The organism is Paenibacillus sp. 2TAB26 (assembly GCF_052115145.1).
GTDB lineage: Bacteria > Bacillota > Bacilli > Paenibacillales > Paenibacillaceae > Pristimantibacillus.
Genome location: NZ_JBFRGC010000005.1, coordinates 31,177 through 47,866 on the forward strand (window position 1 = coordinate 31,177; position 16,690 = coordinate 47,866).

Consider the following 16,690-nt stretch of genomic DNA (forward strand, 5'->3'; position numbering starts at 1 on the left):
TTGAGCTGCGAATTGGGAAGGCGAAAATCGATTTTGCCCCGCTGTCACGAACTCGTACCATTGCGATGCGCTAACAGTTTGCGATACCAAGGCTGTACTGCAACAGAAGTGCTCATACTGCGTATATTATGCCTCTTCATCATCGCTTTGGCGGGCTCCTGCATAACCTGCTTGCCCTCCGTATCAACCTTCAGCCACTGTGCATACGTTCCACTATCCAACTGACTAAAAACTGGCTCGCTTAATTGAAGCTGGCCAAGTGCCTTTGTTCCCAGCTCTTTGCAAATATGCTTCATCTGATAACCTCCGTTTCTCCATGGACCGTTGATAATGACCGAATCGTATTGTTCAGGCGTGACTTCAAATAAGGGCGATACTTGACCTATCCAGCGTCTTCCATCCTCTTGAAAATGCGATAATGCAGGAGTTGTAACGAGTATGCGCGAGCCCGCTCTACGGATAGAGCAAATAGTCGCTGCGTTGTCCCAATAGGCACCCACATCCAAAATGACAAATGCAAAAGTTTGTTCCGCAATCGAAAGCAAATGCTCCGCTTCTTCTGGGGTGAAATATTCAGCTTGATCTCTCATGAGATTACCGAACAGCACCTGCAAATTCGGCTGACCTGGCACAGGATATACAGCCCTGCGAAGCTTCTCCGGCGTCAACGTATAGGAACGAAGCTCTGGACGAAGCTTATCCAGCGTTACAAGTGGCTCGTCTACACCGATATACCGATGAATCTTCGCGCTTTTGAGATTAAGGCATAAGTAGCCGATTGGCTTGCCGCATGCTTCCGCCATACGATATGCGGTTGCAAACGCCGCGGTTGTCGTTCCGATATTGGGAGTCGTGCCAATAAATACTGCAAGAGGCGCTGGCGTTCCATTCACAATTACTCAGCCTCCTCTCCAGCAACCAAATCAAGCGATGTCGGACTATAAGCGACAACTAGCTTCAAAGAGCCTCCCTTGCATAAGCTGTCGAGCTTAAGCCACTGTTCCTCCGACAAATTTAAATTCAAATAATCAATCATTCCGTTAGCTTCCCGCCTAGACGCATACATTTGCTCTTTATTTCCCTCAGCCAGCGAAAATAAATTCGGGTTCTCAATATTATCTATTTCGACGTTGCCAGATGTCTTGACCGAGGCTACAGTAACTGCCTCAGAGAAAATCCTCATCGAGGGAGACGCATCACCTGAAGCGTATAGAAGCACCTTATCACCTGCTCTGATCCCATTCGAAATCGAGCGTATATACTCCTTCGGAATTTGAAATGTCGACTCGCTTCTTCTAGGCTGCAAATAATAATCGTCGACCTTCCAGATCAAGAGCGGCTCCCCTTTGCCAAGGGGGATCATCGTTTCCTTCCCAGCAGCCTGCTCCAGCTTCAATACCATGTCGGAGACATAAGCAGATTGCGGAACCAATTTGTACTCTAAATCACTTTCCTTAAGCCGCTCGCCAGCCCCAATAAATCGTTTGGGTACGAGAACAGCTACCGTCTCCTCCCCCTGGATTTGAATTCTTTGCAGCTCATACATGCCATACACGAGGCTTGCCGACAACACCGCAGCTGTTAAACTAATGATTGCATTTCGTCTCTTTTTCATCCCCATTCCTCTCTGAGCACAAAAAAAGAACGCAGCAGCAGCCAACTAAGGCGTACTACGTGCGTTCTTCGCATAATAAAGCTCATATATAGGTTTGCAATAAGTAATTGAGTTCATAATAGCAAATTGAACTTTCATTTGTCTATCATTATTTTTCCAAGTTCAACAACATTCAGTAAAAGTCGACAAAAAAAAGCCATTCAGCAGAAGGGAAATCCCCTTCCTATGCCAAATAGCCCTCTCACTCATTAAAAATCAATTAATCCAACGCTGATTAACAAAGCATCATCAACTTTACGCATCGTTTCGTCATCCAAATGCGTAATCTTATCCGTTAATCTTTGCTTGTCGATCGTCCGAATTTGTTCAAGCAATACGACAGAATCACGATCAAACCCATGGGCGGCGGCATCCATTTCAACATGGGTAGGCAGCTTTGCCTTTTGAATTTGAGCTGTGATTGCAGCCACAATTACCGTTGGACTAAAACGGTTTCCAATATCATTTTGAATGACCAAGACGGGGCGAACACCACCCTGTTCCGATCCGACGACAGGCGATAAATCCGCAAAAAAGACATCTCCACGTTTTACAATCAACCTCTACACCCCGCTAACGAGACGGCCTAACGTATGATCTGCTTCTTCCTCCGCTTGAAAAGCTTCCGAGGCCATGTTCAGGTTTATTTTCGCCATTTCCATATACCCGCGCTGCATGGATTCTCGAATTTGACGTTTTTTGCGCTCCACCAAATACAGCTTCATGGCTTGCCGAATAAATTCGCTGCGGTTGGAGTTTTCCTTGGCTACAATCCCGTCAACCTCCTCCAGCAAGTGATCTGGCAGGCTAATCATGATTCTTTTGGTATTTTGTACATTGGCCACCGAACTCGCACCCCCAAAACTTTTCCATAACCTTAATACACATTATGACAATATATTGCCGTCGCTATACTTCAACATATCTATGATAGCCGTATATCAAATATGCTGTATGTTTTCATGTATAGCCATTATAGATGATCTGCCTTACTACATTCGAGATATTTGGCGAAAATCCTCTTCATTTACGAAAAATTGTAAGATGAAACAATTACCAATTCGAATGATGTCTAAGTTAGGGGGTTTTGCACAGCTATTATTTGGTTACCTCTGACATATACGCGAGGTACTCGTGTAGCAAGCATGCAGATTAATTCATAATTTAACGTTCCTAGCTGCTCAGCTACTTCCTCCACTGTAATAGCCTCATTGCCCTGGCGTCCAATGAGCACAACCTCTTCACCTGACTCAATTGGCAACGCTCCCGCATCAGAAGCTGCATCAAGCGCTATCATACATTGATCCATACATATCGTACCTCGGATTGGTACTTTTACACCTCGTACAAGTCCGTGGGCTTTACCCGTTAGCATGCGACTAAAGCCGTCTGCATATCCAATCGGAAGTGTTCCGATGATTTCTTCGCTTTTTGAAAAATAACGAGTGCCATAGCTGATTCCCCAGCCGGCAGGTACTTTTTTGACCATAACCACTTCTGTTTTCAGCGTCAAGACCGGCTTCAGCTCCACTCGCTGCTGATTAACTTCTTCAGAAGGATAAAGACCAAACATACTAATTCCTAATCGCAGCATACCGTCCGCAAATTGCGGAGTGTCAATGCCTGCAGCGCTGTTTGCCGCATGAATAATCGGTATAGGCAATCCATTCTGCCGGACATAATCTGCCACTTCTCGAAATCGCTCGTACTGCATGATCGTATAGCTCTTATCCGCTTCATCCGCACGCGCATAATGCGTAAACAATCCTTCAACTTCAACTTGTGGTATCTGCAACGCCTTTTCAATAAAAGAAATCGCAGCGTCTTTCCCGATTATGCCGAGCCGTCCCATTCCGGAATCGATCTTGATGTGAACTTTAAGCTTTCGTCCACTTATGTCAGGCGGCAGCTTTGCAGCTGCTTCCATAATGTCATCCCTGAACAGGCTTATTGTAATATCATTGCTTCTAGCGACAGACAAGGCATCCGCAGCCACGAATCCAAGTACAAGAATCGGGGTTAGGATGCCTGCCTTGCGCAATTGCAATGCTTCATCAAGAAAAGCGACTCCTAAATAGTCCACGCCAAAGCGTTCTGCTTCCCTTGCTATTTCTACCGCGCCATGTCCGTAAGCGTTAGCCTTAACGGAGGCCATTAGCTTGCAGTCCTGTGGCATGGCATTGCGAAAAGCTTGTAAATTATGTCGTAATGCATCAAGTGATAATTCAACCCTAGTCGGGCGATAAAACGAATCCAAGTCTTTCACCTTCTCCTCATCTTTCAGCCACAACAGTCCGAGCAGCAAACATCAATAGCAATAATGTTAAACCTTGCTGCTAAGACTGTCAATGAAACGAACCTCGGAATTGGCTAGTACGTCTTGGAAATTCGCTCTTTTCCCCGCTTTATTTCCCGATTTCTCCCTGTACCGACTGTGCGACCTTAAGCATTTCGGACTCAGGCAGATTTGCACTGGTCAGCCGGAACTGATGACCCTCGTAAGTCCAGGTGAGCGTCTGTTGTTCATCACCGCTGAGCTGACCCCACGTAAAGCCTAGATCGACCATCACCCCATCTACTAAGGAGGCTGCTTGATCTTTTGGCTCCGTCTGAATCAACGTGTAGCTATAATCGCCAGTGTAACGAAGCATCAGACCAGGATTACCGCCAAATTTAATATCAACTAATTCCGGCTCGCCCACACCATCTGGAATGTACGAAGGTTCCATTGCTGTGAAATTAGTGGCTTCAGGAGTAGTACCCGTTGCAGCTCCATCGCCTTCATTTTCCGCAGCATTGCCGCTATTATTCGTTTGATTATTACCGTCTACTGCACTGTCAGTTCCTGGCTTATTCCCGTCTTTGTCCACTTTATTGCCTGGGGTTCCTGCTTCTACTTCAGTATTCGTATTTGTTCCCTTGTTGCTGGGTTGCTCCGGCGTAGTCATCGTTGGCTCTTCCGTCTCTTGATTAGTAGGAGCAGCATTCATGTTTGCTTCTGTCTCAAATACAGCTTTATCAAATTTTGGACCAAAATCAAATTTGTCAAATTTCACTTCGACCATTACCGTTGCATTCGTATCGCTGACCTCAACCTGAACCGGCTTGTAGTCTGCTTTATTAAGCCAAATTTTTTGACGAGACAATGAACCATTGTTGTAGTTAGCCATGACATCAAACACGTAAGCATCTTGATCGATTACAAATTGCCGCGAGTTATCAACTAGGATGCTTTGAATGAGCGTTTGATATAAATATACTTGCCCTTGGTTTTGCGGCCAATCGCTTTGGAAGCGGAATACTTTATTCAGCTTCGGTGTGAGAACGAATACGCCGTCGTCATTGCGAAGCACGATTTGTGTAATGTCCTTCTCTTCATTTGTCAGCTTGATCCGATAAAATTGCGGCTTTTGATAGGAAACCTCCACCTTGTATTCGAGTGGCTGCTGTCCCGTTCGCAGCGTCATCGTCCCGCTTCCTTGATAGCTCTCCATACTGTTTACTACCTTGTCGAGCTCCTTAACCACGGACTCGGCGTCCTTCGTTCCGCAAGCCGCTAATGCTAATGAAAAAATTAATAATATTGCCGCGGTCCATGTCATGCGACGCATGTAATCATCCCCTCTGCACATTGTTTTTTACTGGCTGATAACATGTCTATGAGGGGACTTGACCAATTATGCGGACTAGTTTGACAAGCAGGGGCTTGGATCAAAATATATGGCTATATCAGCTCAATTTGACGCGCTAGTTTAGTTAGCAAACTCCGATTAGCAGCAGCATCGGGGCATCTAAGCGCATAAATACACCTAGTCCGCCAACTACTTTTCAAAACTGCTCAAATAGATGCATTTGTGCACCTATATACTTCATTTCCATCATATTTGTTGTAAACAGGTGCACTTCTGTGCTTATTTACACTCCACGATCGGTTCACGCACACTCTAATTACACTAACAACACACTCTGCCTATACAATTCACATACGTCCAACCGCACTGCTTACACACTTCACAGACTTCACAAATGCACGCTCTCTCACGTAACCGGCTCCAGCTGCCATTCACAACAAATTTCAAGAATAAAACTAGCTAGTTTAGTGAGCATACACCTGTTAGCAGCAGCATCGCGAATCTAAAAGCATAAATACACCTAATCCGCCAACCACTTTTCAAAAATGCTCAAATAGATGCACTTGTGCACCTATTTACGTCATTTCCATCTCATTTATTAAAAACAAGTGCACTTCTGCTCTTATTTACACTCCACGATCGGTTCACGCACACTCTAATCACACTACCAACACACTCTGCCTATACAATTCACATACAATCCAATCGCACTCCTTACTCACTTCACAAAAGCACGCCCACACATCCAGTCGCCACACCCTACAAGATCCAAGGATTTAAAACTAACTAGTTTAGTGATCACACTCCGATTAGCAACAGCATCGCGGTATCTAAGCGCATAAATACACTTATTACACCAACTACTTTTCAAAACTGAACAAATAGATGCACTTGTGCACCTATTTGTGTAATTTCCACCTCATTTATTAAAAACAAGTGCACTTCTGCGCTTATTTACACTCCACGATCGGTTCACTCACACTCTAATCACACTACCAACACTCTACCTACACTCTACCTACACTATCCATTTACAGCCCAATAGCACTTCTTACACACTTCACAAATGTACGTTCTCTCACGTAACCAGCCGTTATTCCCAACAAATTTCAAGAATGTAAAACTGGCTAGTTTAGTGAGCATACACCTGTTAGCAGCAGCATCTCGACATCTAAGAGCATAAATACACTTATTCCACCAACTACTTTTCAAAACTGCTCAAATAGAGTACTTGTGCACCTATTCTCGTCATTTCCAGCACATTTATTAAAAACAAGTGCACTTCTGCGCTTATTTATACTCCACGATCGGTTCACGCACACTCAAATCACACTACCAACACTCTACCTACACTATTCACATACAGTCCAATCGCACTCCTTACACACTTACAAATGCACCCCCCACTCATCCAGTCGCCACTCCTTACAGATGCCAAGAATATAAAATTAGTTAGTTTAGTGAGCACACTCCGATTAGTAGCAGCATTTAAGCGCATAAATACACTTATTCCACCAGCTACTTTTCAAAACTGCTCAAATAGATGCACTTGTGCACCTATTCTCGTCATTTCCAGTTCATATATTAAAAACAAGTGCACTTCTGCGCTTATTTACACTCCACAATTGGTTCACGCACACTCTAATCACACCACCTTCACAATTCGTATACAGTCCATTCGCACTCCAACACGCTTTTCGAAAGCGTATTTAGACAGCTAAAGTATAGTAGAGGGGTTCCAAGGGTTCCAAGGGTTCCAAGGGTTCCAAGGGTTCCAAGGATTCCAGGGGTTCCGAAGGTTCCGGTTTTTTTGGGGGTTCGGGGTTTCGGGGTCTCGGGGGGGTTTCGGGGTTTCGGGGTTTCGGGGTTTCGGGGTTTCGGGGTGTTCTGAGGGTTTTTACGGGCTACTACAGGGGCTACAGAATCCCTGGGTTCCCTGATTTCCGTCTCTTGCTTATCGGCTGCCAGAATCTCATCTAATGGGTCGAGCGGCGTTTGTTTACTCGTCATCTGCTTAAATAAGCAGCCATGGATTAGAATAGAAAAATAGCGATACAGGAATAACTCCCTGTAACGCTATTTTTTCAAATTCAAATACTACTTCTAGGACAGCCTAATCTGTAATGTAGAGAAATCCACAAGTCCTCTAAAAACTTCAAATCTATTTCAAATAATCGAACAGTCTGCTAAGTACAATCGCCGCTTCCGCTCTAGTCAGCTCTTTGTTGGCTTTGAGCGTTTGATCCGGCATGCCTTTCAACAAGCCTGCTTGGATACAAATAGCCAGCGCATTTCTGGACCAAGCGGCTGCTTGATTTTCGTCTTTAAAGCTCGCTAAAATGGCTTCTTCAGATGTCGCAAGAGTCGGCAGCTTACCTTTCATTTGCAGCACGCGCGTGATAATGACAGCCATTTCCTTACGGGTAAGGGAACGGTCGGGCTCAAATCGATTGCCTCCAGTTCCTTGCAGCAATCCCGATTCCGATGCAGCCGATATCACATTGTTGTACCACTTGTCCCCACGCACATCTTCAAACGATTGAGAAGTGCTTGCTTGGAGATTGAATCCCCGAGTGAACATAGCCGCGATTTCAGCGCGAGTAATGGACGCATCAGGGTTAAACTTGTTCTCTGATACGCCTGTTAGAATGCCTTTGGCTGCAAGAGCTTCAATCTCTTTTCTAGCCCAATGACTGGCTGTATCCTGGAAAGTCACTTTAGTTCCCGCTCCCGGATCTGTGCCTGTGCCTGGACCAGTGCCCGCTCCCGGATTTGTACCTGTTCCAGGATTCGTCCCTGTCCCTGGATCTATACCCGGTCCGCTATTGTCCGCCTGCACTTGCACCGTAGCGATCGCTTTAAGCGTCGTACCCGCAACCGTGCCTTCTACCTGAAAAGTACCAGTTTGCGCATAATCGGAAGCTTTGATCGCATTCCAGACGACCAAAAGATCTTTAACCGATTTGTCACTGTAAACAACTCTCACAGTCTGAGGCAGCACTGGCGCCTTTCCAACCGTAGAGGTCACTGACACTGCCTGCAAGCTTACAATAGTGATGACATGAGTCTCCAGCTCACTCACAGCCTTCTCCAAAGCTGTCCTCGCCGATTCAATCATTTCTATTGTTGCTTCAGCATTTCTGCTTACTTCGATAGCGCTTTGCAGAGTCGCGGCAACAGTCGCCCATGTCACAGACGTATACTCTGCTTCTTTAAGCGCTTGTGCATCTTTAATTGCTTGCAGCAGGAGCTCCTTGGCATAATCAACGCCCGTATTTTTGATGTAGAAATCGTCCAATATAAAAGCATAATCGGAAGTCGCGATACCTGCGCCTTTGGCAATCATTTTAAACACGACCTGATAGTCGTCTTCGGCTCCAGTGGTGAAGGTTTGGCTATAGCGGATGTAGCCATCCTCTACCTTAATCCCCGAATTAGGCTTGTTTTGCAGCGTTTCCTTCAACACCGCAGTGCCGGTCGAACGAGACAACACGCTGACCTCGTAGGTAACCCCATTTTCCATCGTATAAACAAAGCCAAGCTCATACGTCTTATTCGCTTTTAATTTAATGTCGGACTCATTTGATTTGATCAGTCTGCCCATGTCAGTTTCATTCAGCTTTAATGAATTCTGACCATTCAATACCCAAGTCATGACAGGACCGATTTTTTGGTCAGCTGCCTGAACAATCGGATTGTTATCATGCGGGTTGCTCTGATCCGATGCTATATGAATCATTCGACTGCCGCCTCCATACTCGAAAGGCCCCCAGCCCTCATACACATTCTCAAAATCTTCCTTCACGACATAACCAGCTTGTTCAGCACCGCTTCCCGACGTCAGATGCTTCCAAATTCGGACATCATCGAATAGCACAGTGCCAGCTCCAGCATCTGCGATTAACTTGATTGTTGCCGTTGTCGTGCCTTCTGGCACCTTAAATTTCACATTCATTCTCTGCCAAGTTGTGTCCACATATTTAAATGAACTTTGATGTGAACCGTCCAAGCCTGTTACATAATTGCTGTACGTTTTGCCGTTCATGGTTACCTGTAAAGAGGATTTTCTTCCTTTAACGGTTTGAGTCCATACACCAACCGTATACTCTCCTCCCGGAATCAATCCAGTGATTTGCTGAGACAACTCACCAGCACGGCTTCCAATTTCCGCATAGCGGTTCCAGTTGGACCTTACCATTTCTTTTGTCGTGTCGTATCCAACATCGCCTTGAACGACCTTAATGGAAGCATTGGCCGTATCATTAACAGACCATGATCCTTCAACATTAAATTTCTCTGAATTGAAAGCAAAATCCTTAATCAGGCTGCCTTCTCCCCATTCACCCGCAGAAGGAATCAGGTTTAAAGCATCTGCTGTTGCAGGGTATAGAACATATGGCGTATTTTTGCTTGCCTTCGCAATCGTTAGCGATCCATCCACCGCAGCAATCGTATCTACAAGCACCTTGCCTTGCTGCGTTAATTCATACATGTTAAACGATGCAACGTCTTTAAAATCATTTGTCAGTTGCCAAGTCGTCGTATTACCGGTCGTATTCCAGTGGTACAATTTAGCTCCTTCGTTTATGCCTAGAGGCTGGTTGGTCTTCACATCCCACAGCCACGGGATCAAGGAGTCTGCTTCGCTCGTATGACGCTCGGCTGTATCCGTCGTTGTTCCGGTATCTTTCCAAGAAGAGATGACTTTCCCGTCTTTGGAAAGCTCAATCTTGTTGCTCGCTTTATTTCGTTTGGAAACAACATTTTGTTCAAAAGTCACTTGATCCGTCTCATATTTCATGACGCCATAATGCTGCATAAATTTTGTCGGAAGCACTTCATTGAAAAACACGGTTACACCCTGTTGAATATCTGGCTTCGAATCCCCCCAAGTCGCTACGACCGGGATTTTCTGGCCTTTAAACAGCGCGTTGCCGACGAAAATATCGAGGTCATTTTTAACCAATCGGTAAAGAATGCTTTTGTTCCCTTGGTTCGGATAACCCAAATCCGTTCCCCAATGGACAAATACCGATCCTGGCTCAATCGGCCCCGCAAATTCGGTTCCTACTTTCAACCCCAAGCCATTCGCATACTGCAGCAATTTATAAGCGTTGTAATCGTTGCCTGTGTATACATCGATATAATAAAAATCCAAAGCTGGGTCATTCGGGTTTGCTGGATCTTTGGTGAGATTGTACAAGTTTGTAAATCGTGACTTCAGATCACCGCTCAAAACATCCTTTGTCTGATCTACATAATAGCTCGTATCGATCCAATCCCAACCTTTTGCTAGCCGATCCTGTTTATATCCGTTTGGCGTAGCGCCTGTCAGATTGGAATAGTTCAGCTCGTTTGCATCAAGATGGTATTCTGTGGCGTTTAAATGAACGCCGACGCGAAGGTTATATTTGGCCCCTTCGTCAATCAAGTAGTTAAAATCGGCTAATCCGCCCTGTCTCACCCCAATGTTGGAGTAAGAAGGAATATCATCGTCATGCCCTTCCGCCTGATAACCTTTTTCCAAAATCATTTGTCCAAAGCCGTCGGAATAATTGTACAGCACTTTACCGGTGTCCAAAGCGTTCAGGAACGGATCATTTGCCTGACTAGCGAAGTTGAACGCAATGTACATCATATTGTTTTTCATGTCTTCGGCGCCGAACGGCTGCACATATATTTCTTTACGATAAGCCACAGCCGCATCCTGCCAGTCTACCTTCCCATCGGAATTGCGATCCTCGGTAAGAACAACGTTATACCACGGCAGTGCTTCCTTTTCATTGCTCTGGGTATGACGATAAGTCCACGATCCTGGTTTTACGGTAAGCTTGTTTACAAGGGACTTTTTCTCGGCGTTAACGAGTATCTTATTTCCGCCGCTCATCACATTATTTTCCATAGACGCGCCCAGTCCTTCTGCGCTCACCATCGTCATCGTTGCGCCGAATGAACCGGTTTGATTCATTTTGGACATGTCGTCAACCAGCTCTTCCGTAATCCCGTGCCACTTGCCGTCGGACTTGTTCCAAGCGTACGTCGCGCCTTTCATTGAGCTATCTACATAGAAGAGTGAACTGTTCAATTCGAGAGATCTGACAACAAAATCACTTTTTTCTCGAATTTCGCTCACTTCGAATCGAACAACGTTATTTTCTTTTGCTTCTATGAAAGCCTTAATCACCACGCCAATTTCGTCAAAAGCCATCGTATAGGCATATTTGCTTTCGCCAACCTTTTCCGAAACCGTCTGAGCTGTATACTCCGTATTGTTAATTTGTATTGTATTGGTTTGCTCGTCTGCTGCTTTCATCGTCTTATTGCCGACCTGATAAGAAAAAATACTCGGAAAACCCTTATTCAGCGTCACAGTCAAATCGTCTTTGGTGATCGAATCAAGCTCCGCCGCAAGCTGAAGCCTTGGCATGGATTCCTGTTCAACCACTTTGAGATTGGCAATCGTCATTTCTTTGGCGCTATACCAGGAACGCACTCCAAATTTCCCAGCCCCTGAGGTCACCGTATTATCCGTAACCGCGCCCATATCCGTCCTGTTGCCATCAGCATCAGTAATAGCGAAAGTAACTGTGTTGCCGATCAGATTCAATTCGATTTTATACACAGTATCAGCCGCCATGGAATACGCAGTAGGGAAGTTGGAATCGTTGCCGTTTGCAGAAAGCTTCCAAGTTCCATTGATGTCATGAACGATAGATACGTAGCGGTTATCGTCATATCCTCTCAAAATAAATCCATAGCGCCCTCCATCTGACCCAGCGCCTACACTCGTCTTGAAATCAAAGGTTACTTTCTGATCGACAACGTCTGGACTGTTATTATCGGTAACGAGAGATACGCCCGGCAGCCTTAATTTAACGCTGCCTTCGCCGCTTTCCAGCACGGCCGGACTGCTTGAATCCATCGCGCTCCAGTTAGGCGTTGCGAAGTCAGGCTCATAAATTCTGATTTCTTCTGCGGTCATCGCATCCATCTCAACTTGCATCACTTCATTTCCGGAATTATAAATTCCAAACGCTCCCGGTGTGAAGTTTTTCGCTTGGACAGTGCCCGCCAAAATGCCGTTCACATAAAGATTCAACTCATTTTCGATCAACCGCACCCGCAAAATAAAATCTTTGCCAGGTACAATTTCAACGCTGTCTCCGATAGCTATTTTTTCTCCACCGTTAGGTTGATACATCCATTTGCCTTGACCTTCGTAATAAATGGCTGCATTGCCGATTTTAACTCCTGCGGACGAAGCATTTGTCTTCATCTTGACCTGGTATACGCCGTTTTTCACAGGTACGATATCTTCATTTATTGCAACCGATTCCGAAGCGATACTGCCCTTCAAATAACCATTGACGGCTTGACTGCCGCCGAGTCCTGTCCAGTTCATGCTTGAAGCTGTCTCATAATATTGTTCATAATACATCTTGCTTGCGACAGGGGAAGTATCCATTAGGATAAATTCCTCCGTGAACAAAATGTTGTCCACATACAAGTCGCCTTGCCCGTATACTCCGAATGAACCTTCTCCGAATTGTTGTCCGGACGGTAAATTCGCAGTCAACTTAGCTCCATTTATACTTAGTGTGACCGAAGAGTCGCTATATTGTATTCCGACCTTATTCCAACTCATAACTAATGGACTCGATGAAATAGCGTCACTTGCTACAAAAGGAATAGTGCTGCCATCCTTCTCCAAAATCCAGTGGTCATTCGCAAATTTCACCAAAGAGCTGCTGCCTATAGCAAAACCAATCGCATCAGTCGTAGGTTTTACATCCAGCATATAGGTTGCGCTCTGTAGGAGTGGCGCATCGTTATTCAATACCGTGCCCGTGATACCGGACAACTTCAAAAAGCGATTGCTGCCTTCTTTGATGATGGATGAAGAGCCGCTGCTCCACCCTCCCGTAATGCCATCCTGAAAGTTGTTGCTGTATTGCACCAATTCCTTTGGAGTAATCATTTGATTCGTATACTGCAGGTTGTCGATATACAGCTCTACTGTGCTTCTGATTCGAAGTCCAAACAAGCCAGCCGCATCGGTAAATTCAGCAAATGTAATATCGCCAACTAGCTTTTTGTTCATATAGACCGTAATTGTTTTTCCATTAAAATTGAACAATAGATTGTTCCATTTCCCCTGAATCGGATAAGGAATATTTAAATTGCTGCCCCAACCGGAGCTGGATTCAGGCAACCAGCGATTTGGATCGACTCCGATTTCGCTAAAGATGCTTGCCGTCTCATTCATTCTGAAGCCAAATGCAAAACCTTGGCCGCTAGAAAGCTTAACAGGATTTACTAGCTTAAAGTCCAATGAAAGCGTACCCGATTGTAGCTGCGGGGAATCCAAATCTGCTCCGCGTTCTTTAGCTCCTTTTTTTAGCGATAATACCTTGTTGCCTGTAATGTCTGTTACCACTTGAGCGTTAAGTCCGGACCAACGCGGTGTGTACGCCGGGTCTTCATAATTTTGTACATAATTAATGATATCTGACGGTTTTTCGATTTGGCCAACGCCTTGAATGTTAATATCCTTCAAAACGACTTGTCCCGTCGCAAAACGTTTATACAAGGCCACCTGACCTATTCCAGCCTTCAAATTCAATAAATTCGTTTCCTTGTTGTAATAGGTAACGCCATCAACGATAACCAATAGCTTGTTTCCGTTATAACCAATCTTGATCCGGTAATCGGTATCCATTTTCAACTCGGGTCCTTCAAAAGATTCCCACGCGCCAGAACCATCTGGGCTTTGAATGACCCAAGTCGTACCCGCATCATAACGAATAGACAATCCTTGGGTAGAATTATAGGCACCGATTACAAACCCGATATTACCTTGCGTCCCGCTGGTGTAACGCAGTGTTGCATCGATTGTGCCGGCGGACAGCCATGGTCCTTTATCCCAAGCAGCAATAGCGATATTTTTTTCTAACGAATTCATTTCTACCGTCAGCCCATTGTTAACCGATGTAGTCCCGTTTCCTTTCATAAAAGTCATTAATTCGGGCTGCATGGACTGATAATTGTTGCTGTAGGAAACGACACTTTGTCCATCTGGCACATTGCTCGTAATCTCATTCAGAAATACTGTAAAATCGTTTTCCCTCACTGTAACTTCTGCGGAAGCTTTGAGGGGAGTGCCTTGAACGCTGCCTTCTACTTTAAAAGCTCCAGCCTCAGCATATTGCGAGGGATCAATTTCGTCCCAGCTTACCTGAACTTGTCCAACGGATTCATCGCTAAATACAGCTTGTACCTCCAGCGGAAGAATCGGCGAGTTCCCTATTGTTGTGTTCATCTCGATAGAGGGAATGCTCGCGATCGTTTTTACCTCAACGACTTCCTCTGCAAAGGATACCGCACTTGGCCATACAGCCAGCTGACTCAAAATAGCAAAACAAATCATCCAAACATACAATTTGAAAACCGTGCTTTTTTTCCTCTTAATCATCTTTCACCCATCCTCCATGGTAATCTGATCCTAATTGGATTTTATTAGCATAGAACAGATGAAAGCGCTTAAGAATGATCATTTTTGTTAGAAGTCTGATCTTTTTTGAAAAAAGTCTGTATGGGGTGGGGCGGGTGCTATGGTGTTACCCGCTCAGTTGCATCTAGGTGCAAAGTTAATCGTAATGGCTTTATTTAGGTACATAGTTAACCTCAATAGCTTGATCTAGGTGCCAGCTAACCGTAATAGCTTCATTTAGATGCATAGTTAACCTCAATTGCTTGATCTAGGTGCACAGCTAACCGTAATGACTTAAATTAGGTGCAGAGCTAACAGTAATAGCTTCATTTAGGTACATAGTTAACCTCAATTGCTTGATCTAGGTGTATTTCTGCACCTATTCCGCCAGCTACCTCTCAAATCCGCTCAACTAGATGCACTTGTGCACCTATTTGTGTTATTTCCATCAAATTTGATAATAATAAGTGCACTTCTGCGCTTATTTGCACTTTACGATCGGTCACGCACACTACAATCACACAACATGCGCAAACCACTTACACACTCTAAGCACACTACCTGCACAATTGACATACTGTTAGTTCAATAGCACTCCTTGTACACTTAACATACAAATCGGACTCCTTGCACGCTCTACAAACGCATAACCCCCACACCTAATACACTTCACATATTCACACTGCTGCGTGTCCAGTTACTACTATCTACAAAAGCCAAGAAGAATAAAAAGAAGGCTAGCTAAGTGAGAACCCCAGTTAGCAGCAGCAACGTCATCTAAGTGCATAAATGCACCTACTCCGCCAGCTACCTTTCAAATCCGCTCAACTAGATGCACTTTTGCACCTCTTTGCATCATTTCCATCAAATTTGATAGAAACTAGTGCACTTTTGCGCTTATTTACATTCCACGTCCGGTCAAGCACACTACAATCACACAACATGCGTAAACCACTTATACTCTCAAAGCGCATAACCTACACAAATCACATACTGTTAGTTTAATAGCACTCAATGTACAATTAACAATCATCCCATTGGATTCCTTGCACGCTCTACACAAGCATAATCCCACTCCCAATACACTTCACATATTCACACTGCTGCGCGTCCAGTTACTACTATTTGCATAAGCTAAGAATAATACAAAGAAGGCTAGCCAAATGAGTACATCAGTCAGCATCAGGAAGGTCATCTACGTGCATAAATGCACCTATTCCGCCAGCTACCTTTCAAATCCGCTCAACTAGAAGCACTTCTACACCTATTTGAGCCGTTTCCACCAAATTTAATAGAAACAAGTGCACTTCTGCTCTTATATTCACTCCACGTCCGGTCACGCACACTACAATCACACAACATGCGCAAACCACTTATACCCTCAAAGTACAACTACCAACACAATTCACATACTGTCAGATCAATAGCACATCTTGTACACATAACAATCATCCGATAGGACGCCTTGCACGCTCTACAAACGTATAACCCAACACACAATACACTTTACATATTCACACTGCTGCGCGTCCAAACGCACATTCTCTCAAAGTCCAACGGCTACCTTCAACAAAAAAGGCCGAGAGTACTTGCTGATTAGTTAAGCCAGCAACGCGGTTCATACCAGCAGATTCATCTAAGAGCAAAAATACACCTATACCGACAACTTCTTTTCCAATCCACTCAAATAGATGCACTTGTGCACCTATTTTCGTAAATTCCACCTTATTTATTGAAAATAGAGCACTTTTGCACTTATTAAAACTTTACGCGCAGTACATGCATACTTCACTCATATTACGTGCACAATCCAAATTCACGCCCCACACACACTACATTCACAATCCATATACACCATTTCAATCCCTCTCTACCTACACAAATCGTATGCAATTAAGACACACTCCACATACA

8 protein-coding genes are annotated in these 16,690 nt (G+C 44.6%); all 8 read right to left on the bottom strand.

Translation table 11 applies throughout. The annotated features are described in order from the left end of the window. Nucleotides 1–44: 44 nt before the first annotated feature. Nucleotides 45–893, bottom strand: coding sequence for a hypothetical protein (locus AB4Z50_RS06230; protein ID WP_441876960.1), 849 nt, complete (start codon nucleotides 891–893; stop codon nucleotides 45–47). Nucleotides 894–895: 2 nt separating this feature from the next. Beyond that, nucleotides 896–1,615, bottom strand: a complete 720-nt coding sequence (locus AB4Z50_RS06235) for a flagellar biosynthesis protein FlgA (RefSeq protein WP_441876963.1) — start codon at nucleotides 1,613–1,615, stop codon at nucleotides 896–898. A 248-nt stretch (nucleotides 1,616–1,863) separates the two neighbouring features. Next, nucleotides 1,864–2,214: a type II toxin-antitoxin system PemK/MazF family toxin gene (locus AB4Z50_RS06240; protein WP_028609438.1), complete on the bottom strand. Its 351-nt coding sequence runs from the start codon at nucleotides 2,212–2,214 to the stop codon at nucleotides 1,864–1,866. A gap of 3 nt (nucleotides 2,215–2,217) precedes the next feature. Continuing rightward, nucleotides 2,218–2,499, bottom strand: coding sequence for a CopG family ribbon-helix-helix protein (locus AB4Z50_RS06245; protein ID WP_028609437.1), 282 nt, complete (start codon nucleotides 2,497–2,499; stop codon nucleotides 2,218–2,220). A gap of 227 nt (nucleotides 2,500–2,726) precedes the next feature. Next, nucleotides 2,727–3,911 carry an alanine racemase gene (gene alr / locus AB4Z50_RS06250; protein WP_441877571.1) on the bottom strand — a complete coding sequence of 395 codons (1,185 nt, stop codon included), beginning with the start codon at nucleotides 3,909–3,911 and terminating at the stop codon, nucleotides 2,727–2,729. A gap of 148 nt (nucleotides 3,912–4,059) precedes the next feature. Next, nucleotides 4,060–5,265, bottom strand: coding sequence for a DUF4367 domain-containing protein (locus AB4Z50_RS06255; RefSeq protein ID WP_441876968.1), 1,206 nt, complete (start codon nucleotides 5,263–5,265; stop codon nucleotides 4,060–4,062). A 2,182-nt stretch (nucleotides 5,266–7,447) separates the two neighbouring features. Further along, nucleotides 7,448–14,758 (bottom strand): endo-alpha-N-acetylgalactosaminidase family protein, encoded by a 7,311-nt coding sequence (locus tag AB4Z50_RS06260; protein WP_441876971.1) that lies wholly within the window; start codon nucleotides 14,756–14,758, stop codon nucleotides 7,448–7,450. 1,532 nt (nucleotides 14,759–16,290) lie between these two features. Then, nucleotides 16,291–16,500 carry a hypothetical protein gene (locus AB4Z50_RS06265; protein ID WP_441876974.1) on the bottom strand — a complete coding sequence of 70 codons (210 nt, stop codon included), beginning with the start codon at nucleotides 16,498–16,500 and terminating at the stop codon, nucleotides 16,291–16,293. Nucleotides 16,501–16,690: the final 190 nt, after the last annotated feature.